Genomic DNA, 23,692 nt, shown 5'->3' on the forward strand with positions numbered 1-23,692 from the left:
CATGACCCTTTCCCGCCTGATTCCAGCTCTTGGGCTTGCCCTTAGCCTGGCTATAACGCCTGTCCTCGCCCAATCTACGCCCGTTACCATAGCCCTCGACTGGACGCCCAACACCAACCATATCGGCCTCTACGTCGCTCAGGCGAAGGGCTTCTACGACGAGGCCGAACTCGCTGTAGAAATTCTGCCCTATACCGATACGTCGGCCGGCACGCTGGTTGCCAATCATGTCGCCGATTTCGGCATTTTGGGCTCCATCGGCCTTTTTACCCAGCGCACGGCTGGCGCCGATCTCGTCGCCACCTATGCTCTGGTCCAGACCGAGACTGGGCGCCTAGTCTTCAGTGCCGACCGGCAGGATATCCAGACCCCCCGCGATCTCGATGGCAAAACCTATGGTGGCTTTGGCAGCGCCTGGGAAAACGCGCTTATCGGCACAATCATTCGCCACGATGGCGGGTCGGGCGAGTTCGAAACGGTCACCCTTGGCACATCAGCCTATGAAGCCCTCGCCAATGGGGCGGTCGATTTCACCCTCGAAGTTTATACCTGGGAAGGCGTCAAAGCCGAGCGCGACGGACCGGCGCAGCGCGCCTTCCGCTATGCCGACTTCGGAGTGCCGGACCAGCACACCAATTTCATCGGCACCAGCAGCGCCTATCTTGCCGACAACGCCGAAACCGCGAAGGCCTTCATCGGTGCCAGCCAGCGCGGCTATGAATATGCTGTCGCTCATCCCGATGAAGCCACCGACATCCTGGTCGCCGCCAACGCCGATGTATTGCTCGACCGCGACTTCGTCCGCGCGTCTTTGCAAGCCCTGATCGACGGTCGATATCTCATGGCCGAGAACGGCACTGCAGGCACTATCGACCCCGCCAAGATGGATGCCGTCGGCACCTTCCTTTTTGATGCCGGCATCCTCAAGGACGGCAATGGCGCTCCGGTAACCGCCAAGCCTGATTTCACCGCCTATTATACCAACGATTATCTCGGCACCACGCCATGAGGAACACCCGGCGCATGGGGCTCAATGCCGTCATCTTCGGCCTGGGCAGCCATGAGGCTGGCTGGCGCATGCCCGAGAGCGATGCCTTCGCCTCGACCGCAATCGACTACTGGATCGACATTGCGCGTCGCGCCGAGAAGGGTGGCTTCGATGCCCTGTTCTTGGGCGACGTGCTGGCCCTCCAGCAAAGTGCCGATCGGCATCTCTCCGATGCCATGGACCCGCTGGTCATCCTCTCGGCCCTTGCCTCAGTCACCAGCCGCATCGGGCTCATCGGTACGGCCTCGACGAGCTTTGATCACCCCTTTCATCTCGCCCGGCGCTTTGCTTCGCTCGATCACATCACCAAAGGCCGCGCGGGTTGGAACATCGTTACCTCCTCCAATACGCTCGAAGCCAACAATTTCGGGCTGGATGACATACCCGATCACGCCGATCGCTATGCCCGCGCGGCGGACGTCACCAAGGCCGCAATTGCCCTCTGGAACTCGTGGGAATCAGGCGCCCGCATTGCCGACAAGCAATCCGGCCGCTATTTCGATCCGGCAAAGGTACAGCCCGTCAACCACCACGGTCACTTCGTGCGCAGCCGCGGTCCGCTCAACGTCCCGCGCTCGCCACAAGGTCGCCCAATCCTTGCACAAGCCGGTGCCTCAGAAGCCGGTCGCGACTTTGCTGCCCGCTATGCCGACATGGTTTTCACCGTTCAGTCCGACCTCGTAGATGCCCAAGCCTTCTACCAAGATATGAAAGCGCGCGCCCTCCAGCATGGTCGTGCGCCCGAAAGTCTCTTGATCTATCCCGGGATCGTGCCCATTGCCGCCCCCACCCAGCAGCAGGCCGAGGAACGCCTTGGGCAAATGAATAGCTTCATGGTCATCGAGCACGTCTTGGCCAAGCTCTCTGAATTTCTCGGTACCGATCTCGCCCAAGCGGATCTTGATGCCCCATTGCCCAATACTATCGCTGACGATGCATCACAGAACCAGTCGAGCCAAAGCCGCGTCGCCGTTCTGGTTAACATCGCCCGCCGTGACCATTTGACCCTGCGGCAACTCCTTATGCGCCTCTCCAGCGGGCGAGGTCATCTGCTCGCCGTCGGAACGGGGGCGGATATTGCCGCCACCATGCAACTCTGGTTCGACAATGGCGCAGCCGACGGCTTCAACGTGATGGCCCCGGTCATGCCTGACGACCTGCAGAGCTTTGTCGATCTAGTCGTCCCCGCGCTCGTTGATCAAGAATTGTTCGCAGTGGACCATCAGCCTACTCTCCGTCAGCGCCTTCGCTTGCGCTAAGTCGATCCGATTGGTAACCTTCGCGGCAACTTCTGAGGTGCCGGCATCGCCCCCTTTCAGACATTGATCGCACGAGCTGCTGGGCATGAAAGCTGACAAAGTGCGTTCAGGGCGTCTCTGCTTATTAGCAGGCGTCTGTATCATTGGACATCCGAAGCACACACTCCGAACCTCGCAATTCCCGTGTCACGCTTTCCGTGATGAATGACCTTCTGCAAGTGCAACAACTAGATGAGGAACTGCTTTCTTCAGCTGGTCATTTCACAAGGACGGAGGCCGATATGCAGCACGACGTTCCTAACCCGACCACCGCTCCTGCGCCACGCAAGGGCATGCCGAGCCCTCGCCTCGAGGAGAGCGAATTCAAGTCTCGCTTTCGAGCGCAATTCATTGATCCCAATTTTGATACCCTGCAGCATGCGCTCGATGAAATCACACAGGCGGCCTGGGACGCCTATGAACACCAGCGCAAGGCACCGCGCACGGTAAAGGCGGGTTTTGGCTATGCCGATCCCGATTAAGAACTGGCCGAGGACTGGGTAAGGGCCAAAGCCGCCACCGATCGCGCCCAGGCGGACTACGAATTGGGCGACCGGCCTCAACGCGTGCTTTTGATCAATGGCTCGGCACGCAGCGAGCACACCTGTCCGGGCGAAATGAGCAAGTCGTACCGTTTGGTCGAACTGGCGCAGACGGAACTTGAAGCAGCGGGGATTGATACAGAAGTTCTCGATTTGTCGCGCACGATTTCCAAATATGGCCGCAATATCCATCCCTGCAAGGCGTGCTTCTCCACCGCGGCACCTCTCTGCCATTTCCCTTGCTCCTGCTATCCGAACTATTCATTAGGCCAGTCGCAGGACTGGATGAATGAGATTTATCCGATGTGGCTGCGGGCTGATGCCGTGCTGATTGTCAGTCCGGTCAACTGGTATCAGGTCTCTTCTCCGCTCAAGGCAATGATGGACCGCATGGTGTGCCTTGACGGCGGCAATCCGGATCCTTCGCTCACGCAGGGCAAGCATGCCGACATCGCCAAACAGGTCGAGCTGGATGGCTGGAATTACCAGCGCCGGCTGAAAGGTCGGTTGTTTGCGGTTATCGTCCATGGGGACGTTGAGGGTGCCAAAGACGTGCGCCGCTCGATATCCGACTGGCTGAAATTCATGGAAATGGCACCCGCCGGGCCCAAGGCCGAACTCGATCGCTACATCGGCTACTGGGAGCCCTATGCCACCAGCCATGAGGCGCTTGATAAAGACCTGCCGATCCAAAGGGAGGTCCAAAATGTAGCGCGCACTCTACGCGATGCCCTGCTCGCCCACCATGATCGCCAGGCCATTCCGGGCAGTGAGTTGGTGCAGCCGCGCAATAAATAGGCCTACCGTTCGCTCTCCGATGTCACCAACAGGATGCGCCAGCGACGGCAACGTCGTCTTGTCACCCCCGGCATTGACCAGCCCGCATTGTCGGTATGCTCTTCCAATTCCGTCATCCGCAGCGTAAGTCACCTAGCCGAAAAGCTCAGCGTGAAATTGTCGAGAGTGGCTGGCAGGCGAGTGGGATCGAGCCGCCCCGGCTCGGTCAATTCGAGGGTGAGCCGGGTCAGCAAATGGCGCATGGCCAGAGAGGCAACCATCGGTACGAACTGCGCGGCCGGGCACTGGACCGGCCCGTAGCTAAACGGCACCAGACCTTCCTCGGCGCGCACAACCTTGTCCACCCAGCGGTCGGGGTCGAATGTGTGGGCGTTCGCAAGCGTTTCGTCATCCCGATGAAAGAACGGGGTGAAGACGATCAGATGGGTGCCTCTGTCGAGCCGGCTGTCGGACCAGTCCACCGGCTCCAAGGTTTCTCGCAGGATGGCCGGCGTGGTGGGCCAGAGGCGCAGAGCCTCGAGGTAAGCCGCGCGAAGAAGGGGAAGTTGCGGCACCCCTTCCGAGGTGGTCTGGGCCAGCTCTGCCGCTACGCGCTGCCGCACCGCCGGATGAACCGAAAGCAACGCCAGGGTTCGAAAGCTCGCCATTGCGCCCGGATCGAAGGCGAAGAGGTATTGCGGCAGCTGATGATGGGGAAGCTGGTTCGGATCCTGGCAATGCTGGGCCATCTTGCCGGCGAGGCTTTCCGGCGCCGCATCGCCCACATAGCGCTTCAGTTGGTCCAGTAGCTTTCGGCGGCGGTGGCGGGCTTTGGGGCGAAGAAAAGCGAGGTTCCCACGGTAACGCAGACCTTCAAGTAAGTCGGTCAGTGTGGAATCATCCCGGGCGGCTGTGCCGAGCACGATACGCCGCACCATGCGCATCCAACCGACAAAGAACGTATCCCAATCGAGGCGGCCTTTACTCAAGGCTTCCTCGCAGACAAGCTCCATTTCCTCGGCGACTGACGTGGCGAAGTGCGGACCCATGGAGTGCCGCTGGCACCCGGTCTCGAGGGTCTCTTCATTAAGTTGGCGGCGGCGCCCCCGGTCGATGCCGCGGCTGGCCAGCACGTTTCCGGGTTCGAAATGGCCAAGAGCCGCCTGTTTCTCACGGGTCGCAGCCGTGAACGGCGCTGGGGAATAGGCAAGCACCATGTGCACGTCGTGCCGGGACAGCAGCAGTGCCTGGGGCCGGAAAGGAATGCCAAGAACCAGTGGACCAGAACCATATTTACGGCGCAGCGTCTGCATGCGGCGGATCGCCTTATCATCCATTCCCTGGCGTTCGGCCATGGTCACCATACCACGGCGACGGATAAGAGGCCCCTTGGCTAGAGTTGGGAGTATGACGTCCTTCATCGCCAGGGCAGTGTCGATCAGACTTGCCTTCGAGACCTTGCGACCTGAGGTGGCAAGAGAGTCAAGGGAGGGTTCGGCTCCGGGCGCCGCCGAAGTCAGGTCAGCCACGAGAGCGACTCCCGCAATTGCTCGGCCGCATTGGCCTCAAACCACTTCCCATGGGAAAAAATCACGCATGCCGGCCGCAGATCCACCAGCCGGCGAGCGGCGGCCGAAGCCTTTGCTCCGCCCAGCTTGAACGCTATGCGCGCATAGAGGGGTGACTTGCCGTGCGGTGCGGCGGCGCCGACAAGTTTAGCGCCAAGGGACAGCGGCGCAGGCAGCGTCTCCGGTTCCACATTGACCACTTGATCGGTGAGCACCAGGGTGCGCGATGTCTGATGGAAGAGGCCGGCTTCTGAGATGCCGAACCCTTGCACCAGAATGGAGTCGAGGGCGCCTCGCCAGTTTGGATCACTGCCATCAGGCAGGTCGCGGTCGAGGCGCAGCCCTGACTTCACCACGGCACGACGCTTGCGCAGGCCCGGCACCGCCCAATAGGTGGCATTGGGCACGTGCTCCTGCCATTCGGTCATATAGGACCAGTGCAACGTGTTGGGGGCCACCACATGAGCGATCGGTCCGAGTTCCTCCAGCGCGCCCTGCGTGGCCGGAGTGTGGCGGGTCGGCGAATGAAGCAGCAACGTCCCGTCAGAGAGCCGCAGCACCGTCATCCGAACGGGCAAGTGCGCGCCAGCCATGTGGTGATCGCTGTCAACGATCCAAACGCCTTCGGCGACTGCCTTGGGAGCGTCGAGCGGAGGGTAGGATACCTCGGTCATAACGTGCCTATCAGATGATTGGCTTGCCGCCGGTTACGGCGATGGTGGCGCCCGAAACGTAGCTGGCTTCGTCGCTGGCCAGCATCACGTAAACCGGGGCAAGTTCGCGCGGCTGCGCGGGGCGACCCATCGGCACCTGCTTGCCGAAGGTCTTAACCTTGTCTTCGGGCATGGTCGAGGGGATTAGTGGGGTCCATACCGGGCCAGGCGCTACCGTATTGGCACGAATGCCCTTTTCGGCCAGCAACTGGGCGAGCCCGGCGGTGAAGTTTTGGATCGCGCCCTTGGTGGTTGCATAGGCCAGCAGTTGGGGGCTGGGATTGTCGGCATTGACGGAGGATGTGTTGATGATGGCGCTGCCCTCCTGCATGTGCGGAACGGCGGCCTTGGTGATGTAGAACATCGCCGAAATATTTGTCGCCATGGTCAGCTCCCACTCATCGTCCGGGATGCTTTCGAGCGACTCGAAGGTTTTCTGGTGCGCCGCGTTGTTGACCAGAATGTCGATCTTGCCAAAGGCGTCTGCTGTCTGGCCGACAAGCTGACGGCAATGCTCTGATCTGGAAATGTCTCCGGGCAGGAGCAGACACTGCTGACCCGCCTCTTCGACGAGCCGCTTGGTGTCGACGGCGTCGTCATCCTCGTTCAGATATGAGATGGCGACATCGGCGCCCTCGCGGGCAAAGGCAATGGCAACCGCACGGCCGATGCCGGAATCGCCGCCGGTGATCAGGGCCTTCTTGCCCGCCAGCCTGCCGCTCCCCTTGTAGCTAGTTTCGCCATGGTCAGGCACCGGATCCATTCGCGCACTGGTGCCCGGGATAGACTGTGACTGCTCGGGAAAAGGCGGTTTCGGATTTTGGCTCACGGCAGAACTCCTCTGGGGCATTGTTGGCCAACGCATCCGAAGGCAAAACGTTCTGCCTCTTCGTGATGCAAAGACCATTGGACTGCTAATGGGGTCAGATGAGCGGGCGTGTCCGCCCTTGTGTCGGCGCTGCAGGGCGGCCCAGTGTCGGGAGGACACGCTCATGAGGACCAGCGGTTGCCAATAGTGGTCGATGCGACCTAGCGAATTTAGTCGAACAGCAGGTGCTTCTTTAACTAAGGCCAAAAGGATAGGTCTCTGGTGTTCCGTGAGGATCATCGGCATCGATGGGCGCTACCGCCTCCGTTTGGTCAAACCAGACATAGGCGTCGAATTGATCGGGCAGGACGGCATCGAAGTAATGGCTTTGTCGCTCTGTTTCGGGGCGGTAGATCACCCCGATTGCCCGTTCCAGCCGCGGCTTGGACAGAGCGTCACGGAGCGGCACGTTTTCGCGCAGATCGAGCAGAAATCGCGACAGGCCGGTGTCGTGGAAGAGCCGTTCGTATGATCCAGCGAGCGCTGGCCGCACCGATTTGATGGCCATGGGTTCGTCCCAATCGTCGGCCGCCGCCACCGTGCCGCTGTCGGTGCCGAAACCGATGATCACGGCATCTTCACTGTAGGCAGTTTTGCAGAGTTCACCGATGTTGAACTGACCGCGCCATCCCATCTCGGTGGCCGAGGCATTGCCGACATGCGAATTGTGCGCCCAGACCACGGCCTTCGCGTGCGGCCCGACGGTATCAAGCAGCGCCTGAAGCGTTTCGAACATGTGCCGGTCGCGCAGGTTCCAAGAGTCGTTGGAGCCGCGATACATGATGCGGTAATACTGCTCGGCGGAGCGAACCACCCGTGCATTCTGCACAGCATCCAGAAGATCTTCGTCATCCCGGTCTTCGAGCTGGCGTTGCAGCAGGGTTTGCAGCTGCGCGACGACGGCGTCTTCGCAGGCATCCTTTTGTCCCGTCAGGACGGCGCGTCCATAGGAGGCGGGTTCGACGTGCCAGGGCGTAAGGCAGCCATAGCGGCGTCGGGCCAGCAGGGCCTGCTCCGGGTCCTCCCGATCCAGATAGTCCAGAACTTCAGTGATGGAGCTGCCTAGCGAATAAACGTCTAGTCCTCGGATGGATGTCATTCTATCGGCCAGAACGGCGCGATTGTGTTCCCTTAGCCATTCTACGAAGTCCGCGACTTCCTGGTTTCGCCACATCCAGGTGGGAAAGCGGGCGAAAACATGCTCGTCGTAGCGGCCTTTGGGCTTGTGCCGCACATAGCGATCGACGCGGCTGGCATCCGGCCAGTCCGCCTCGATGGCCACGATAGTGAAGCCGTGTTCCTCGATCAGCCGTTTAGTGATTGCTGCACGGGCTTCATAAAATTCGGAAGTTCCATGGGAAGCTTCTCCCAGAAGGACGATCCGGGCATCGGCGAACTTGGCGAAAGAAGCGCTGAACTGGTCTTCCTGAGCAGGATGGGCTAACGGCTGCGCAGTACGCCGCACAAGCTCGACGACATCCGCATCAGCAGACTGATCTGGAGTTTTATGCTGCATCGTCTGTGTCTCCCGCACGAGCGCTGGTGCGATGCAACAGCTCCATGACCTCCTCCATCAGTCTGGCCCCGCGGAACGGCGATCAGCAAAGCGCTTCGTTTTTGTCTGTACCCTCAAACTTTGGAAGCGTGTTCAGGTTTAACCTTACGCTCGCTCGAAGCCATGTCGTGCAGTTCGCTTTCGCTCATCGACTTGTACATCGACTTCGAAGCACCCTGCAGATCGCCGACCTTGGTGTCACCGCGCTTTGCCGACAAGGCTGCTCCGGCGGCCTTCTGCTGAGACTTGGATTTGGCTGGCATGTCGTCCTACATATTTGCAATCCGAACAGCGTCCTCGACCTCAAGGTTCCATGCCATGTCGAGCGGTGATCGATCGCCGGGAACTGTTGACGGGGGCCGGGATTGAACTGGAGCTGGTTCAATTGGAGACGCTCGAGGTGACACAAGAGCAAGCCGAACTGATCGCCGAGGTGGTGGTCAGCCAAAACTATGCCGCAGGACCCGATCAGATGATCAAGGCCGTCGCCAAGGCACTTCTCGAAGGAGCCGCTGGAACAACCGCAACCGGCGATCCAAGACGGCAGCTCGAGCAGGAACTGGACGAAGCTATTAAGGCCTCCCTTCGCGGCTCCGAGTAGGGGCCCTCATCGACGATACCTTTTGGCCCCATTTCGAGGCAATCATGTACGAAGTATTCGACAGCTATCTCAACCGCGACACCTGGCACGCCAGGGAGGAGGCCGAGGATGAGGCCTTCTTCACCGCGCTTGGGCAGGTGCTTGCCAATCCAGGGTTCGATCCCGATGCGATGGGCGACTACATGCGTCAAGCGAAGGGACTGACCGGCAATTCTCAGGACCAACTGGCCGGCGTTATCAACGATCGCGCCCGGGATGCCAGGGCCGTTCTCCTGTTTCGCCGGTTCAACGCAGGTCTCTGACCAATTTGGTCTGTGTTTGATTTCACACGAGGGAAGGGGCGGATGTACCCGCCCCCTATTGAGTTCTAAGCCTGCTGGTCTGCACCCTGTTCCGCAGGTACCGCGCGCTGGTACGACCAGTCGATCGTGACGGGCGCACCGGTCTCGGCGGCTTCATAGATCTTGAGCATCAGGCGCACGTCCTGCAGACCCTCTTCGCCGGGAGTCTTGACCGGCGTGTCGTTGAGAACCGCCTCGGCAAGGTGATCCATTTCGAGAGCGAACTGGTTCTTTTCCTGAATCTGCGGTTCGGTCTGCTCTTCCTCGGTCATTACGCGCAGGCCGTGCTTATAATAGTCGGTGGCGGGCTCCAGCGTCAGCGATGCGTCGCTGCCATAGACGGAGAACCGGTTGCCCGAAAAGCTATAGCCGGTAAGGCAATTGGCTATGACGCCGCTGGGGAAGCGCATGCGCCATGACAAGATGTCTTCTACATCGGTGAAGCGCTCATCGCCTTCAGGATTGGAGATCGTCGCTGAAATCTCGACAGGCTCTTCCCCGAGCAGGTAACGGGCGCCGTTCAGGGCATAGATGCCGATATCCATTAGCGATCCGCCACCGGCGAGATCCTTGACGACCCGCCACTCGTCTGCGGGGTTTTCGAGATCGATGGGCCGGGCCGCGACATTGTCCAGCGAGCGGATGGTGCCCAGTTCGCCATCGCGGATCATGCGGATGGCTTCGAGATTGAACGGCTCGTATTGCGCCCGATAGGCGATCATCAGCTTGCGATTGGCGGTCTCGGCCGCAGCGATCATCTGCTCGCATTCCTCGACGCTGACCGCCATCGGCTTTTCGCACATGACGTGCTTGCCGGCCTCGAAAGCACGGACGGTGAATTCAGCATGCAGCGAATTGGGAAGAATGATGTAAACAATATCGATCTCGTCGTTCTCGGCGATTTCGTCAAAATTGTCATAGTTGTAGATCGCCTCGGTTGAGACGCCATATTGCTCGGCGACCGTTTCGGCCTTTTCCCGATCGCCGCTGACCAGTGCCACCAGCTTGCTCATGCGGCTTTCGCCAATCGACGGGATGATCTGGTTGAGCGCGAACTGCCCAAGGCCCACCACGCAATATCCGACACGGCGTTCCGGCTCGATCGGTGGCTCGACCTCCATCTTCGGCATGGGCCGGGCTGCTGCCTCGTTGGCAATGTCGAGGAGCGGTTCGCCCGTGGTACCATCGGGACTGGTGGTTCCCTGTGCCCAGGCGGGGGCTGCGGCGGCGGCGACGATGGTTCCTCCTGCCGCACCAAGGAACAGGCGACGGGACAAGAGGCCGGAGGTCAATAGATGGTTCTGCGTCATGGCTGGGTCCTGATGGGCTATCACACGGCGGGCGCGCCGCGCCCGAGGCTTGGACAAAAGCAGGAGAGGGTGCGAACACCCTCTCCGAAACATCATCACATCGATGCGATGATTTCCTTGACGTGCTCAAGATGCATGACAAGCACCGGCAGCGTCTCCGCCGCGAAAGCTTGCACGGTTTCGTCGTCGCCGCCATCGGCAAAGGTGTGGAAGAGGTAGACCGCCTCCATGTGAGCCATGGCCTGCATGTCGATATAGAGCATCTCGAACTCTTCGCCCTCAGCCCCTTCGAGCAGCGCGATCATGGCTTCGTGCTTGGGCGAGAGGACGGGCGGCTCGGGAGGGGGCTCTTCACCGGCTTCCTCAAGTGCGGCGGCCAGGTCTTCGGCTGCCTTGGTGTGGTCGGCGATTATTTGGGCCGCCAGCTCTTTCACATGGTCCGATTGACCCTTCTCTTCGGCCAGTTCGCTGGACTGGATTTCGAACTCGTTGGAGCTCGTTGCCAGCTTGACGAAGGAGGGTGTGTCCACCGCGAAAACAGCATCGGCCTCGGTGAACGGCAGCGCTTCCTGCGCAAAGGCGGTGGTGGACATCAACATCAGGCCGGCAGTGGCGGCGATTGCAAGATGTTTCATGGCTTAGTTCTCCTCGCCTGCAGCAGCGAATGCGCCGTTGAGATCGGAGATGGCCAAGTCCATGGCCTCCTTGGCTTCCGGCACGACCTTGGCCATGCCGAAGAATTCGTGCGTTACGCCGGCAAAGGTCTGCTGATTCACGTCGACGCCGTCGGCCTCCATTGCCTCGGCCAGCATTTCGCCATCGGAGCGCAGCGGGTCGATCTCGGCATTGATGATGGTGGCGGGCGGCAGGTCTTCCAGATCGTCGCGATCAACGAGGTCGACGCGCGGATCAGCCGTTTCGTCCATGGACGAAAACACATATTCCACGAACCATTCCATGTCGGCCTTGCCCAGCGGCTTGGCCTCTGCATGTTCGCGATAAGAGGGTGTGTTCATGTCATCGCCGGCGATCGGATAAACCAGCAGCTGGTGCACCGGCACGGTGGCTTCCATGTCTCGCGCCATGATGGCGACATTGGCGGCGAGGTTGCCGCCGGCGCTTTCACCGGCTACCGCAATGCGGCTGGCATCACCGTTCAAGGTGTGGATGTTTTCGACCACCCAGGCATAGGCCGCCCAGGCGTCCTCGTGCTGCGCCGGGAATTTGTTCTCCGGGGCATGGCGATAGTCGACCGAAACCACAATGGCATTGGTGCCGACCACGAGCCCGCGTGGCGTTGCGTCATAGACATTGATGTCGGCAACCACCCAGCCGCCGCCGTGATAGTAGACGATGACCGGGAAGGGACCTTCGCCTTCGGGCATGTAGACGCGGGCGGGCAGGTTGCCGTTTTCGGTGGGAATGGCGATGTCCTGCGTCATCACCCTGCCTTCGGCGCCGGCGGGAATGCGCTCTTCCCACTGCACCGCCTTGGCGGCATCGGCTGGTGTGGCCTGGCTGCGCGCTTCGGGCACGCTCAGTTCGTGAAACGGCTTGGCGCCGAGATCGGCCAGCTTGTCGAGCACGGCCTGCATTTCCGGGGTCGGCTGGTCGGCCGGTTCGGTTGTGTCCTGGGCGAGAGCAGGCGCGGACGCTAGCAATACTGCACAGCTTATTGCTGCGGAGGCAGTCTTTAATGAAATCATGTCGAAGGTTCCGGTGGGAATGCTCAGCATCAACCGGCCGTGAATGTGTTAGTTCCGGAACCAGGCTTTCACTTATTTTACAACTTGCTGATGATCAGTGATTGTCCTGCTCGGAGTTGCTGAGCCTCGCCACGCACAAAAACCGTCAGGTTGTCAGCGTCGGTCCCGTCTGAGCTGAGGCGAAGTTTCGATCCGTTCCACTTCAGCTTGTAGCGGCCACCTTGATAATGGAAGGAGAATTCGAGGGCAGACAGTTCGTCCGGCAGATGCGGATCGATGGCCAGCCCGTCGGCGCGCACGGTGAGACCGAGATAGTGCCGCTGCAGGACATCGAGAGCTGCAGCCATGGATCCCAGGTGCAGGCCTTCTGCCGTCGACTGTGAATTTTTCGGGTCGAGATCAGGGGCGAGTGCCTTGCGCCACAGGTTGTAGGACGTCTCAAGATCGAAATGCGATAGGGCCGCCGCATAGCTCACCTGGGAGAGGGATGAACCGTGACTGGTGCGGGAACGATAGTATTCCACCGAGCGATGCAACTGCTCGGCTGAGACTTCGTAGCCGAGATGCAGGAGCAGCGCCTGCAGATCCTCTATGGGTAAGAGATAGAGCAGCATAGCAGAATCGGCCTGCTTGAAGATCTGATAGTGGTTGATGTCCTCGCCGCGCGCTTCGAGTTCCCAATCGGCACTGCCTTTGCCAAGGCTATCGGGATCAAGCTCCAGGAGGCGCTCGACGCCTTCGAATTGCGCAAGGAGGTGGTCGGGCGTGAAGCACAGTCGCAAGCGGCGGCTGATGTGGTCCCAGTGCCGCTTTTCATCGTCGGACACTTGCGGTGTTCCATCGCGTTTCTCAGATGCCTTCTCCAAAAGCCGCAGCACCTCACCGAGCGTCCAGGCGGCCATCACATTGGTATGGGCATTGTTGTCGATGCCGGGCTCGGAGCGGTCGGCGTATCCGGTGTGGAACTCATCCGGTCCGACAACGCCGCGGATGTCGAAGCGATCGTCTTCGGGACTGGATACGGCAAGGCTCGCCCACATCCGGCAAATCTCGATCAGCATGGTCAGACCCTGATCGTAGAGGAATGCCTCGTCGCCACTTGCCCAGGCATAGTGGAAAATGTCCCAGGCGATGGAAGCGTTGATATGCGCCTGGTGCTCGGTGTGATCCTTGCGCCAATGGCCGTTAATGTTGCTTTTCTGGAAGCGTGGTGTCTCCTCGGCTCCGGTGCGCGCACTCCGCCAAGGGTAAAGTGCGCCGTCGAGGCCATATTTGCGCGCATTGTCCCTCGCTGCATCGAGGCGCGCATGCCGGTAGAGCAGGAGTTCGCGGGCCAGTTCGGGATAGCGGATGCTGAGTACGGGGACAGAGAACATCTCGTCCCAAAAGATCTGACCGCGATAAACCTCCTGCCAGCCGCGTGCGGGCAGGCTAACATCGCGCCCGATGCTGTGCGGCGAGTAGTTCTGCAGCAGGTGGAAGAGGGTCAGATGCTGCGCTTGCTCCATGGCCTTGTCGGCGGCGGCGAAGGGCATTCTCTCCCAGAGCTTTTGCCAGGCAAGGCGGTGGCGCTGCTGTGCCGGTTCATAGGCATCCGCAGCCGTGAGAACGTTGCTGGCCTCTTCCGCAACTTCGACACCCTCGCCAACACAGACGGCCATGAGCCTGTCGAGAATGATAGGCTCATTGGGAGCGGCCTTGAGCACGAAGGAGTGCGACACGCGACGCTCTTCTGTTTCGGAGGTCTGGACATCGACGGGGGGTGTCGACGTGAGATCTCTGGTCCGAACGGCGATGTGAAGGTTGGAGTTGATCGTCCTGGCCTCAAGGAAGAGCCCGCTTCCGGCGGTACCCTTGCCCAGCACGTCCAGATGCTTGTGGGCGTAATCGGCATGCTTTTCGAGATTGTCGTTGATGACCGAGCCGTCGATCTGGGACTTGAGCAGAACAGTTCCCGACCAGTTGTGCGGGATGAGGCGCAGCCGCTGACCGACGAGGTTTGGGGCGTCCATGCTGACGAAGCGCTCTTCTTCAAGGGTCGCAATGCGTCCAGCGCCGTCGCGGAAACGCATCGAGCGGCACATGATGGCATTGGGAATATCGAGACGCTGTTCGTAGTGGAGGAGTTCGACGGCATCGAGCGAAAACCAGTCTGCGTCCTCGATGCGAAACTCGAGGCGCAAGCCGTTCGGCAGATTGACGAGCGAGGCGTTCCACTCGATCTCGCCATCGATGGTGCTCTGCAAGGGATTGTAGCAGCCGGCGAAATAAAGGCCCGGATAGTGGGTGCCATCAGCTTCGGACCAGGGCATGGACGAGCGCAGGAGCAAAACGCCGTTGCCAAGGGAGAACAGGGACTCCCGGCGCCGCTCGTCCTCCGGATCGTAACCGATCAGCCGGACTGTCGGAGAATCATGGGTCATGAGTGCGGTCCTCCGTACTGCCTGACCCGTTCAGCCATGGCATCGAGTTCCGCGCGGGTGGGATAGGCCTCCTGAGAGCCTTTGCGGCCGACGGCGAGGGTGGAGGCGGCAATGCCGTAGATGGCGGCGTCCCAAAGCGGCTTGCCCTCAAGCATGGCGATCGCTAGGGCTGCGGTGAAGGCGTCGCCGGCGCCGGTCTTGTCCACCACCTCCGCTGGCGGCGCCTTGATTAGCTCGGTGACGTCTGTTGTCGCCAGCACACAGCCGCCGTCCGAGAGCTTGATGCAGGCCATTGTGACGCCGCCCCCGACAAGCTTTTGCGCCGCTTCCATCGCCTCGGTCTCGGAGGTGATCGCGGTAGCCGTGATGGTCTCGGCTTCCTGGACATTGGGTGCGATGGCGAAGAGTTTTGGCAGATGCTCTGGCCGCACGTCCTTGCCAAAGGAGCCATCGGCGACAACGCGCAGGCGACGTCGCGCGGCTTGTTGGAGCGCCAGGTCAACAGCATCCGGAGCGATCTCGAAATCGATGGTGAGAACGGCATGCTCTTCGGCGGACGAAAGCAGGTCTCTGAGGGCGTTCAAGGACGAAGCGTCCCAGGCTCGATTGGCATTGGGCGCGAGCAGGATGGTTTTCTCGCCATTGTCCGGCACGGCAATCATCGATACGCCGGTGGGCGCTTCATTGCTCGTCGAGACACTGGAGAGTTCGACGCCGGCGTCTCGCAGCGGTCGCAGAGCCTGTTCGGCGAAGTGATCCTGTCCAACACGGCCGATCAAGGAGGACGGGCATCCTGCTCGTTGCGCGAACAGCGCCCGGTTCGCGCCCTTGCCGCCGGCGCGCTGCGTATAGCTCTTGGCCGGGATGGTGCCGCCTTTGGACAGATCGGCGGAGACTTCGAACTGGAAGTCGGCATTGATGCTTCCAAGGGAAAGGAATGGCCGCGCCAAGTCGTTCACCTGCTGTTTGCTTCAAGCGCAACGGATCGTTCCGGCTGGTGTTCCGGCCTGTGACATGTTGACCATATTTGCTTTATGCCGCGGCGAAATAAGGCTTCATCATGATCGAGGTCATGGGCGGTGACTGACAAACGCCAGAATTCCTCCAGTCGCTGATAGAGCTCCACATCCATCACCTCGCGATCGAGAAGCTGGTGAAGTTTATGAATTCGAAGGCGTCTACCAAGCTATCGACGACAGCGATGCAGGAACTGCCGTCAAGCCGTTGCTGAGCATCAGCGCTATATTAGGGGCTTAACGTGCAGCAGATGGGATCGGCTATGATCAACCTTCAGCCTCCCAACCTTTCAATTGAGCATCCTCGCGTTCAGCGGCAGCATGTCCTGGCAGTCGGCATTCAACGGAGTGGTGAGTTTCCGAGAGCGCGGGATTGTCTACACTGCGTAACCGCAATGTCTGCTCTTGTGTACCCCGCACCCGAAAGCCGCCAGTCCGCATTCCACCCCGGAAGCGACGGTCCTCTGTCGACCCCAATATAGCCATTCCGCTGACAATCATGGCGCTTGAACGCGACTATCGGATAGGGTTGTTACCTCAACGCAATAAGTCCGGCGTGCGTCGGTTTGAATCCGCAAGCGTCGAAATAGAACGACTGGAGGTGCGGTTCAAAATCGACGTGGACCCACTCGCAGCCAGCTCGCTCTGCCCGGTCAACCGCCTCGACCATCAATGCCCTCGCGATGCCTCGACGTTGAAAAGCGGGGGGCACCATTGTGTCGAGGATAAATGCGTGGGCCTCACCATCCCAAGCGACATTGACAAACCCCACCAATGTCCGCGCTTCGCGGACACACACCCAGCCCAAGCTGAAATGGTTGGCTCGCAACCACCAATTGGAAGCGGAAATTCCGTGCTCGAAGCACTCCGCATGAAGCGCGTTGACCTCGGAGTTCTCGAACACCCCACGCCACTCTATGTCAAACCCGGATGGCCGAAATTTCATTCAATCAGGTTGGACTGAAGGTTCGCCCGCCGTCAATGTCTGCTGCTTCAACGTTGCTGCCACAACCGGCCAGTCTCCCTCTTACCCCGCTGCCGTCGGTCTCCAGTCGCCCCCCACTTGAACGTTCCGAGACTTGCCGCAATGTCATGAAAGCCGCTATTCGTCACCTGCCAGGGGCGTGTTCGTCTCACGGGCGCACAGCGTCGATCGAGCCCCGCTTGTCGCTAGGCCGCTCCAGCGGCAGGCACTGCCAGCGGTTGCACAGCGCTTCGGGTTTGGTTTCGCCCCGCACTCTTAGCCTCGTAGAGCAGCTTGTCGGCCCGTTTATAGACGTTCGAGAAATTTTCATCGCCATAGCAGCCTGTCAGGCCCATGCTGGCTGTGACCGGTCGCTCGATACCTGGGACAGTATTGGCGACAATGGCAGAGATTGCCTGACGCCGGCGCTCGGCCTGACCATCGGCATTGTCGCCACGCAGGAAAAGCATGAACTCCTCACCGCCGAGGCGGTATGCGCGCACGTTTGAACTGACCTGGAGGGCATCGGCCACGGCAGTGAGTACGGCATCGCCAACCGCGTGGCCTTTTGAATCGTTGATCGCCTTGAAATGATCGAGATCGATGATGGCCAACGTGGCGAAGCCATCGGCTCGAAGCTGCTTGAAATGCCTTTCGATGGCCCTGCGGTTGAGCAATCCAGTCAACGGGTCTGTTTCAGACAGTCTTTCGAGCACGCTTGCCTCGGTTCGTGCCCTGTCTCGCTCGTGCTTCATCGTTACGAAGCGGTCCGCCACGCCGAGTGTAGTCAGGAGGACTTCCCACACGCAACCGATATAGAACATCAGCATGGCGTCGGTGCTTTCGAGCCATGGAAGCACCCCTGTGACCAGTCGGATCGATCCGACAATGATCATTGGCGCGTATGCAATAGCCTGAAACCGGGCCGCGCGGCTGCCGCGGCGCAATGCATCGACGATCGCCATGATGAAAATGGCCAGAACGGGCGTGAAGGCGGCGGCGTATGCGCTCGAATGTATGGGCCGCGCGACAAACGGGAACGCGCCATGAAACGCACCCAGGAACAGTGCCCATGCGGCGCAGTAGGGGAGCAGTCGCCGTAGAACCGGATGCATCTGGCCCGGCTCGATGAAGGTATAGGTGAACATCATGCCAGACCCAATGGTAATCCCGAATACCAAGGCCGTCATCCAGTTCAGCGTCATCGCGGGCGGGTCGAACAACGCGACCGACAGCCCCGACGATATCAGGATGGTCACCAGCAGCGACAGTGTGAACGCCGAGTGCCACAGAACAAAAGGTTCACGCAGGATCCGATAGAACGCCACATTGAAGATCAGGGGCATGACAAGCATGCCCGCTAGCCCCGCCAGAATGAGCAGCGATCGCATGCTGGCGCTGCCGCCCGCGTCTATCGGTGCAAGATATGCCTGTTCCAGCGTCATCCGGTGGCTCGGCAGGTCAATTGCGACAACCACCTGCCGGGTGTCGAGCGTAACGTCCGGCAGGGCGGCCTTCAAGTAGCCTCCGACCATAGAACTGGGCAGCGCGGCGGCGGGAACAGAAACCTGCCGCGCTGTACCATCCCCGTCGATTGCAAGCAGATGCACCGCCTCGAGTGCGCTGCGCCTTGAAAGGAAGTATTGGGGAAGAGTTTCGTCGGGGTCGATGTCAAAGCGAAGCAGAACCCGTTCGGCATCGATAGAGACGGTAGGGTCGGCGCAGGACCAGCGCTCGGCGGTGCGTGCTATCGCGACCACATCTTCCGACAGGCTGCCCGATGCCCAGCAGGAACTGTAAATGTCGTCGTAGGCGACAGCACTGGTCGACCCGGTGCCGACATGCGCCAGCATGACCAGAAGCAAAAAGGCCAGAAGACTTGCTCGAATGCCGCGCGGAGACATGCGCGCAGGCTAGAAGAAGAAGCTTTTCATCCAGTTAAGTGCCACCAAGAACGGCCGATATCGTCATGGAAGAGGGCCATCGAGATCCACGTGCGACAACCACATCAAGACCGGATTGCTCGAAGTGTGGCCGAAAGCCGCCGGTCGGTTTGCCACCCCCGAAGCGACGGTCCTCTGTCGACCTCGCTGCTGTCTTCGAGGTTGATTATTGCTGATCTCTGGAGCAGTTGCCCAGTTGACTTCGTCATGCATGTCATAACTTGGATCGCAGCATCGTCATCTGTTGAAACATGAGGAAATGTTGCGCCAGAACAAGCTAACTGCCTTGTACGGCCTTCGATGTGCTCGGCATGATATCGTCAGCGGCTGCTGAAGATTTGGTGGAGTGAAAAAATTCGCCTCGGAGCCCGCCGCAGAAGGCCATCACACCTCAGGTCGCCCCGTGAGTAGTCGGTGCCGCTCGATTCAAAGTTGTCGCGGTAGGCTGAGCAAAGAACCTTGGTATACGCATCAAGTATCTTTCGATTTTTACATACTGCAAGAGTTTAAGATAGCTTACCCTCGATCATGGATAGGTCCAATTAACAGGGGCCCGGAGCGCTCTCTAAACCCAGTGTTTCTGGGTATCTTGAGAGCTCCAGGCCCCGAAATTTGAGGCTTAGTGGATAAAAGGATGCACTCACCTACAAAAGTCTCGAAATAAAAGCGCGACCTAAAACTTATAGTTCACGCCAGCGCGGATGATGTTGGCCTTCTGGCCGATGGTGCGCGCGCCGCCCGGCAGGCCGGCATAGGCCTGCTCGCCAAGATCGACATAGAGATATTCGGCCTTGACCGAGATGTTTTCGGTGGCCTTCGCTTCAATGCCGACACCGGCGGTCCAGCCGAAGTGACCGGCGCTGCGGAAGGTCGAAACGCCATCGTTTTCTACCTGGCTCTTGCCGCCTGCAAAGGCTGCACCCAGGGTAACATAGGGCATGACCTGGCCGAAGGTGCCGCCGGCGCGCACGCGAGCCGTTCCCAGCCAGTCGAGGCGGGACTCGAAGCTGCCGAGCGCACCGAGCGGTTCGCTATAGGCAAGGTTGGTCCACTGCATATCGGCTTCCGCGCCGATCACCAGGCCGCCCATGTCGACGTTGTAGCCGACCTGGCCGCCGGCGAGCCAGCCGCTCGAATTGTTCTCGGCGGTACCGATGGCGGGCGTATTGGTGGTGGTGCCCCAGCTATAGCCGCCGTTCACACCCGCATAAAAGCCGGTCCAGTCGGTTACCGAAGTGGGCGAAAACATGGGCGAAGTGGCGGCGGCACCTCCACTCCAGCCAAGGTCCGCGGCTGCTGCGGACGCGGTGAGCGCCAGAAGGGCGGAAAGGGCAATAGCGGTGCGTGTCATGATGGCCTCAGACGATAGGAGCCTTGAAATATGAAGCTCAAAATCGGCTCAAGGTCTTAACGATGCGGTAAGGAACAGGGTTAACGCCGAGGCTTTTCACCATATTCCTAACCGAGCGTTAGGCATGCAGGCCCGGGGCCTCGCGGCCGGTCGATTGCACGTATTCGGTATAGCCGCCGCCATAGACATGAACACCGTCCGGTGTCAGTTCTAGCACCCGGTTGGAAAGCGCGGCCAGGAAATGCCGGTCGTGGCTGACGAACAGCATCGTGCCTTCATATTGGCCCAGCGCTGCAATCAGCATTTCCTTGGTTGCGATGTCGAGATGGTTGGTGGGCTCGTCCAGAACCAGGAAATTGGGAGGATCGAACAACAGCTTGGCCATGACCAGCCGGGCTTTCTCGCCGCCCGACAGCACACGGCATTTCTTTTCTATCTCGTCACCGGAGAAACCGAAACAGCCCGCGAGAGTTCTGAGCGCCGATTGCCCTGCTTGGGGAAAGGAATCCTCGAGCGACTGCAAGACCGTACGGTCACCATCGAGCAGGTCCATGGCGTGCTGGGCGAAGTAACCCATCCTGACGCTGGGGCCGATCGACACTGTGCCGGTGTCCGGGCTCGACGAGCCTGCAATCAGCTTGAGGAGCGTCGATTTACCGGCGCCATTGACTCCCAGGATGCACCAGCGCTCGCGGCGGCGAACGTGGAAATCAAGACCCGAATAGATGATCTTGGAGCCATAGGCCTTATCGATGCTCTTGAGCAGGGCCACGTCCTCACCGGAGCGCGGAGCAGGGCGGAATTCGAAGGCCACCGTCTGGCGGCGCTTGGGCATTTCCACCTTCTCGATCTTGTCGAGTTTCTTGACCCGGCTTTGCACCTGCGCTGCGTGACTGGCACGCGCCTTGAAGCGCTCGATGAAGGCAATTTCCTTGGCGAGCATGGCCTGTTGGCGTTCGAACTGGGCCTGCTGGTTCTTGTCGGAAATGGCGCGCTGCTGCTCGTAGAAGGCATAGTCACCGGTATAGGAGGTGAGGGAGCCGGCATCGATCTCGACGATCTTGTTGACGATCCGGTTCATGAACTCGCGGTCATGCGAGGTCATCAGCAGCGCCCCATCATAGGCCCTGAGGAAGTTTTCCAGCCAAATGAGGCTTTCAAGATCGAGGTGGTTGCTCGGTTCGTCAAGCAGCAAGGCGTCCGGGCGCATGAGGAGGATCTTGGCAAGCGCCACACGCATCTTCCAGCCGCCCGAGAGCGCGCCGACATCGCCGTCCATCATTTCCTGGGAGAAGCCCAGGCCATCTAGAACTTCGCGGGCGCGGGCATCGAGCGAATAGCCGTCGAGTTCCTGAAACTGGTGCTGCACATCGCCGTAGCGCTCGATGATGGCATCCATCTCGTCAGCCCGGTCCGGATCGGCCATGGCCGCTTCAAGCTCAGCCATTTCGGCAGTCAAGGCGCCAACTGGTCCAGCGCCCTCCATCACTTCGACGACGGCCGATCGGCCCGACATTTCGCCCACGTCCTGGCTGAAATAGCCGATCGTGGTCCCGCGATCGACCGACACCTGGCCTTCGTCCGGTTGCTCCTGGCCGGAAATCATGCGGAACAGCGTTGTCTTGCCGGCACCATTCGGTCCGACGAGGCCGATCTTCTCGCCCCGCTGCAGGGCAGCCGAAGCCTCGATGAAGATCAACTGCTTGCCGTTCTGCTTGCCGATGCTTTCAAGGCGGATCATGATTTTGGCTTTCAGAGAGACTAAAAGGCCCGTAAACCATCTGCTTTGAGCAAGTGCAAGTCGCGATCAGGCATTGGAGCGATGTAGGTCGTGAGCCCCCAACCACCTCTTCCCTAAGGGAGAGGTCGATGCGCAGCGGCCGGTGAGGGGTTCAAGGCATCGGTTCAGGCTGAAAAGCCGAACCTCTTACCCTCTCGCCTCAGGGGAGAGGGGATTGCGCCGCTGATCTTGATCAGACAGTGCCCACAACCTCGATGTCATGCCCTTGCCCCTGCGGGGAGAGGGCTTGGCTGAGGGGCCGGCAAGCACGACTGCAACGACGATCCACCCGGCCTCAAGCCGCGTCGTTGATCAGGCCTTCCGCCATGCCATATTCATGCAGCTTGCGATAAAGCGTCGAGCGACCGATGCCGAGGGCGCGCGCGACGCGGGACATGCGGCCGCCGTGAAAATCGATGGCAAAGGCGATGGCTTCGCGTTCGATTTCGGCGAGCGGCTGCAGTGCGCCGGCTGGGCTGAGGAAACGGTCCTGCATGGGGAGCGACGGTGCGGGCTCCGGGCGCAGGCGGGCCGGCGCGCTGTCGATATGGATCGGCATGGGCGGCACAGGCGCTTGCTGAACAACGCGTAAGGCCTCCTCGCGTCCCGCCGCCTGGGCGACGAGTTGGGGGAAATCCTCAGGTTCGAGGAAAGCCGCCTCGCTCAACACTACGGCGCGATAGACGGCATTCTCAAGCTGGCGCACATTGCCCGGCCAATCATAGGCTGAGAGCAGATCGAGCGCAGTGGGCGTGATGCCGAGAACGCGCTTGCCGGTCTCGGCCGTGAAGCGGGCAATGAAATGGGCGATCAGTGCCGGCAGATCTTCAAGGCGCTCGCGGAGCGGCGGCACATAGATGGGAAAGACATTGAGGCGGTAGAACAGGTCCTCGCGGAACTCCCCGGACTTGGCAAGGTTAAGGAGCCGCCGGTTGGTCGCCGAAATGACCCGGACATTGACCTTTTCGGCACGCGTTGCTCCCACAGGCTCGATTTCGCCCTCCTGCAGGGCGCGCAGGAGTTTGACCTGCGTATCGAGCGGCAGTTCCCCCACCTCATCGAGAAAAAGCGTTCCGCCATGTGCTTCGCTGAATTTGCCGGTCTGGTCGGACACTGCGCCGGTAAAGGCGCCGCGCTTGTGGCCGAACAGAACGGATTCAACCAGGTTCGGCGGGATTGCACCACAATTGACGGTGACGAAGGGCCTGCCTGCGCGGTCGGACGAGCCTTGAATGATCCGGGCCACAAGTTCTTTGCCGACCCCGGTTTCCCCCTCGATCAGAACGGGTATCGGGCTTTTGGCGGCCTTGGCCGAGAGCGTGAGCACGCGCGCCATGGCTGGGGCGCTGGCGATCATGTCTCTGGGTCCGAAGGTGCCTGCACGCCGGGCATGTTCGGAGCGAATGGCGGCCTCGAGCGTGTCGAGCTTCATCGCATTGCGCAGGGAAACGACGAGCCGCTCGGGCGAGACCGGCTTGACGAAATAGTCGGCTGCCCCCTGCCGCATGGCAGAGATCACCGTTTCGAGCGAGGAACTGGCGGTCTGTATGATAACAGGTGTCGTCAGCCCTTCCGCCCGCATGGCCGACATCACGCCCATCCCGTCGAGATCGGGCATGACGAGGTCGAGGATCATGACTCCGATCTTGCGGTCGTCACGCAGAATGGCAAGAGCCTGCTCGCCACCGGTGGCGGTGAGCGGTTTGAAACCGGCCCGATTGGCTATTTCAGCTGTCAGGCGCAGTTGCACCGGATCGTCGTCGACCACTAGAACGCGCGTCATCCCTATCCCAAAGAAATGTCGTTGCATCAGGCACGAATCGGTTGTGCCGTTTTGGGAGAGAGTGAGCGAGGGGACTTAAGAGGGTGTTAATCATACCGATTGGCC

General features: G+C 60.3%; 19 protein-coding genes and 1 pseudogene. 5 read left to right on the forward strand and 15 right to left on the reverse strand.

Annotated features, from left to right (window positions below; all coding sequences use genetic code 11):
* Position 1 precedes the first annotated feature (1 nt).
* From BM364_RS00590 to BM364_RS00600, 3 genes and pseudogenes are all read left to right on the forward strand, one after another.
* The gene (locus BM364_RS00590; protein WP_092419493.1) at positions 2-1,009 is read left to right on the forward strand and encodes an ABC transporter substrate-binding protein; all 1,008 of its coding nucleotides are present in this window, start codon (positions 2-4) and stop codon (positions 1,007-1,009) included.
* The gene (locus BM364_RS00595) at positions 1,006-2,307 is read left to right on the forward strand and encodes an LLM class flavin-dependent oxidoreductase (RefSeq protein ID WP_092419496.1); all 1,302 of its coding nucleotides are present in this window, start codon (positions 1,006-1,008) and stop codon (positions 2,305-2,307) included. The genes BM364_RS00590 and BM364_RS00595 overlap by 4 nt, the downstream gene beginning before the upstream one ends.
* A gap of 332 nt (positions 2,308-2,639) precedes the next feature.
* Positions 2,640-3,686: pseudogene (locus BM364_RS00600) on the forward strand (flavodoxin family protein).
* Between the two features lie 128 nt (positions 3,687-3,814).
* On the opposite strand, the gene BM364_RS00605 reads toward BM364_RS00600, so the two are convergent.
* From BM364_RS00605 to BM364_RS00625, 5 genes are all read right to left on the reverse strand, one after another.
* Positions 3,815-5,194, reverse strand: a complete 1,380-nt coding sequence (locus tag BM364_RS00605; protein ID WP_092419499.1) for a cytochrome P450 — start codon at positions 5,192-5,194, stop codon at positions 3,815-3,817.
* The gene (locus BM364_RS00610) at positions 5,182-5,907 is read right to left on the reverse strand and encodes a DUF4336 domain-containing protein (RefSeq protein WP_092419502.1); all 726 of its coding nucleotides are present in this window, start codon (positions 5,905-5,907) and stop codon (positions 5,182-5,184) included. The genes BM364_RS00605 and BM364_RS00610 overlap by 13 nt, the downstream gene beginning before the upstream one ends.
* A gap of 10 nt (positions 5,908-5,917) precedes the next feature.
* Entirely contained in the window at positions 5,918-6,775 is an 858-nt protein-coding gene (locus tag BM364_RS00615) for an SDR family oxidoreductase (RefSeq protein ID WP_092423699.1), read from the reverse strand.
* A 232-nt stretch (positions 6,776-7,007) separates the two neighbouring features.
* Complete coding sequence (locus BM364_RS00620) at positions 7,008-8,330, reverse strand: erythromycin esterase family protein (protein WP_092419505.1); 1,323 nt, start codon at positions 8,328-8,330, stop codon at positions 7,008-7,010.
* Between the two features lie 113 nt (positions 8,331-8,443).
* Positions 8,444-8,632 (reverse strand): DUF3008 family protein, encoded by a 189-nt coding sequence (locus tag BM364_RS00625; RefSeq protein WP_092419508.1) that lies wholly within the window; start codon positions 8,630-8,632, stop codon positions 8,444-8,446.
* 137 nt (positions 8,633-8,769) lie between these two features.
* Here BM364_RS00625 and BM364_RS00630 point away from each other — a divergent pair, with 137 nt between their 5' ends.
* On the forward strand, positions 8,770-8,970 hold the full coding sequence (locus BM364_RS00630; RefSeq protein ID WP_139232442.1) for a hypothetical protein: 201 nt from the start codon (positions 8,770-8,772) through the stop codon (positions 8,968-8,970).
* Positions 8,971-9,014: 44 nt separating this feature from the next.
* Positions 9,015-9,272 carry a hypothetical protein gene (locus BM364_RS00635; protein ID WP_092419514.1) on the forward strand — a complete coding sequence of 86 codons (258 nt, stop codon included), beginning with the start codon at positions 9,015-9,017 and terminating at the stop codon, positions 9,270-9,272.
* A 65-nt stretch (positions 9,273-9,337) separates the two neighbouring features.
* On the opposite strand, the gene BM364_RS00640 is transcribed toward BM364_RS00635, so the two are convergent.
* The 10 genes from BM364_RS00640 to BM364_RS00685 form a co-directional block, all read right to left on the reverse strand.
* Positions 9,338-10,621 (reverse strand): Gfo/Idh/MocA family protein, encoded by a 1,284-nt coding sequence (locus BM364_RS00640; RefSeq protein ID WP_092423701.1) that lies wholly within the window; start codon positions 10,619-10,621, stop codon positions 9,338-9,340.
* Positions 10,622-10,716: 95 nt separating this feature from the next.
* The gene (locus BM364_RS00645) at positions 10,717-11,256 is read right to left on the reverse strand and encodes a DUF4142 domain-containing protein (RefSeq protein WP_092419517.1); all 540 of its coding nucleotides are present in this window, start codon (positions 11,254-11,256) and stop codon (positions 10,717-10,719) included.
* Between the two features lie 3 nt (positions 11,257-11,259).
* The gene (locus tag BM364_RS00650; RefSeq protein WP_092423703.1) at positions 11,260-12,327 is read right to left on the reverse strand and encodes an alpha/beta hydrolase; all 1,068 of its coding nucleotides are present in this window, start codon (positions 12,325-12,327) and stop codon (positions 11,260-11,262) included.
* A 77-nt stretch (positions 12,328-12,404) separates the two neighbouring features.
* Positions 12,405-14,750: a glycoside hydrolase family 65 protein gene (locus BM364_RS00655; protein WP_092419520.1), complete on the reverse strand. Its 2,346-nt coding sequence runs from the start codon at positions 14,748-14,750 to the stop codon at positions 12,405-12,407.
* A complete protein-coding gene (locus BM364_RS00660) occupies positions 14,747-15,700 on the reverse strand; it encodes a PfkB family carbohydrate kinase (RefSeq protein WP_175528407.1) in 954 nt (317 codons plus the stop codon). Before BM364_RS00660 ends, BM364_RS00655 begins: the two co-directional genes overlap by 4 nt.
* A 598-nt stretch (positions 15,701-16,298) precedes the next feature.
* Positions 16,299-16,712 carry a GNAT family N-acetyltransferase gene (locus tag BM364_RS00665; RefSeq protein ID WP_092419526.1) on the reverse strand — a complete coding sequence of 138 codons (414 nt, stop codon included), beginning with the start codon at positions 16,710-16,712 and terminating at the stop codon, positions 16,299-16,301.
* Positions 16,713-16,936: 224 nt separating this feature from the next.
* Positions 16,937-18,634 carry a sensor domain-containing diguanylate cyclase gene (locus BM364_RS00670; RefSeq protein ID WP_092419529.1) on the reverse strand — a complete coding sequence of 566 codons (1,698 nt, stop codon included), beginning with the start codon at positions 18,632-18,634 and terminating at the stop codon, positions 16,937-16,939.
* Between the two features lie 712 nt (positions 18,635-19,346).
* Entirely contained in the window at positions 19,347-20,024 is a 678-nt protein-coding gene (locus BM364_RS00675) for an outer membrane protein (RefSeq protein WP_092419532.1), read from the reverse strand.
* Between the two features lie 118 nt (positions 20,025-20,142).
* The gene (locus BM364_RS00680) at positions 20,143-21,765 is read right to left on the reverse strand and encodes an ABC-F family ATP-binding cassette domain-containing protein (RefSeq protein ID WP_092419535.1); all 1,623 of its coding nucleotides are present in this window, start codon (positions 21,763-21,765) and stop codon (positions 20,143-20,145) included.
* A 334-nt stretch (positions 21,766-22,099) separates the two neighbouring features.
* Entirely contained in the window at positions 22,100-23,587 is a 1,488-nt protein-coding gene (locus BM364_RS00685) for a sigma-54-dependent transcriptional regulator (protein WP_092419538.1), read from the reverse strand.
* Positions 23,588-23,692: the final 105 nt, after the last annotated feature.

It is taken from the genome of Devosia crocina (assembly GCF_900116545.1).
Taxonomy (GTDB): domain Bacteria; phylum Pseudomonadota; class Alphaproteobacteria; order Rhizobiales; family Devosiaceae; genus Devosia; species Devosia crocina.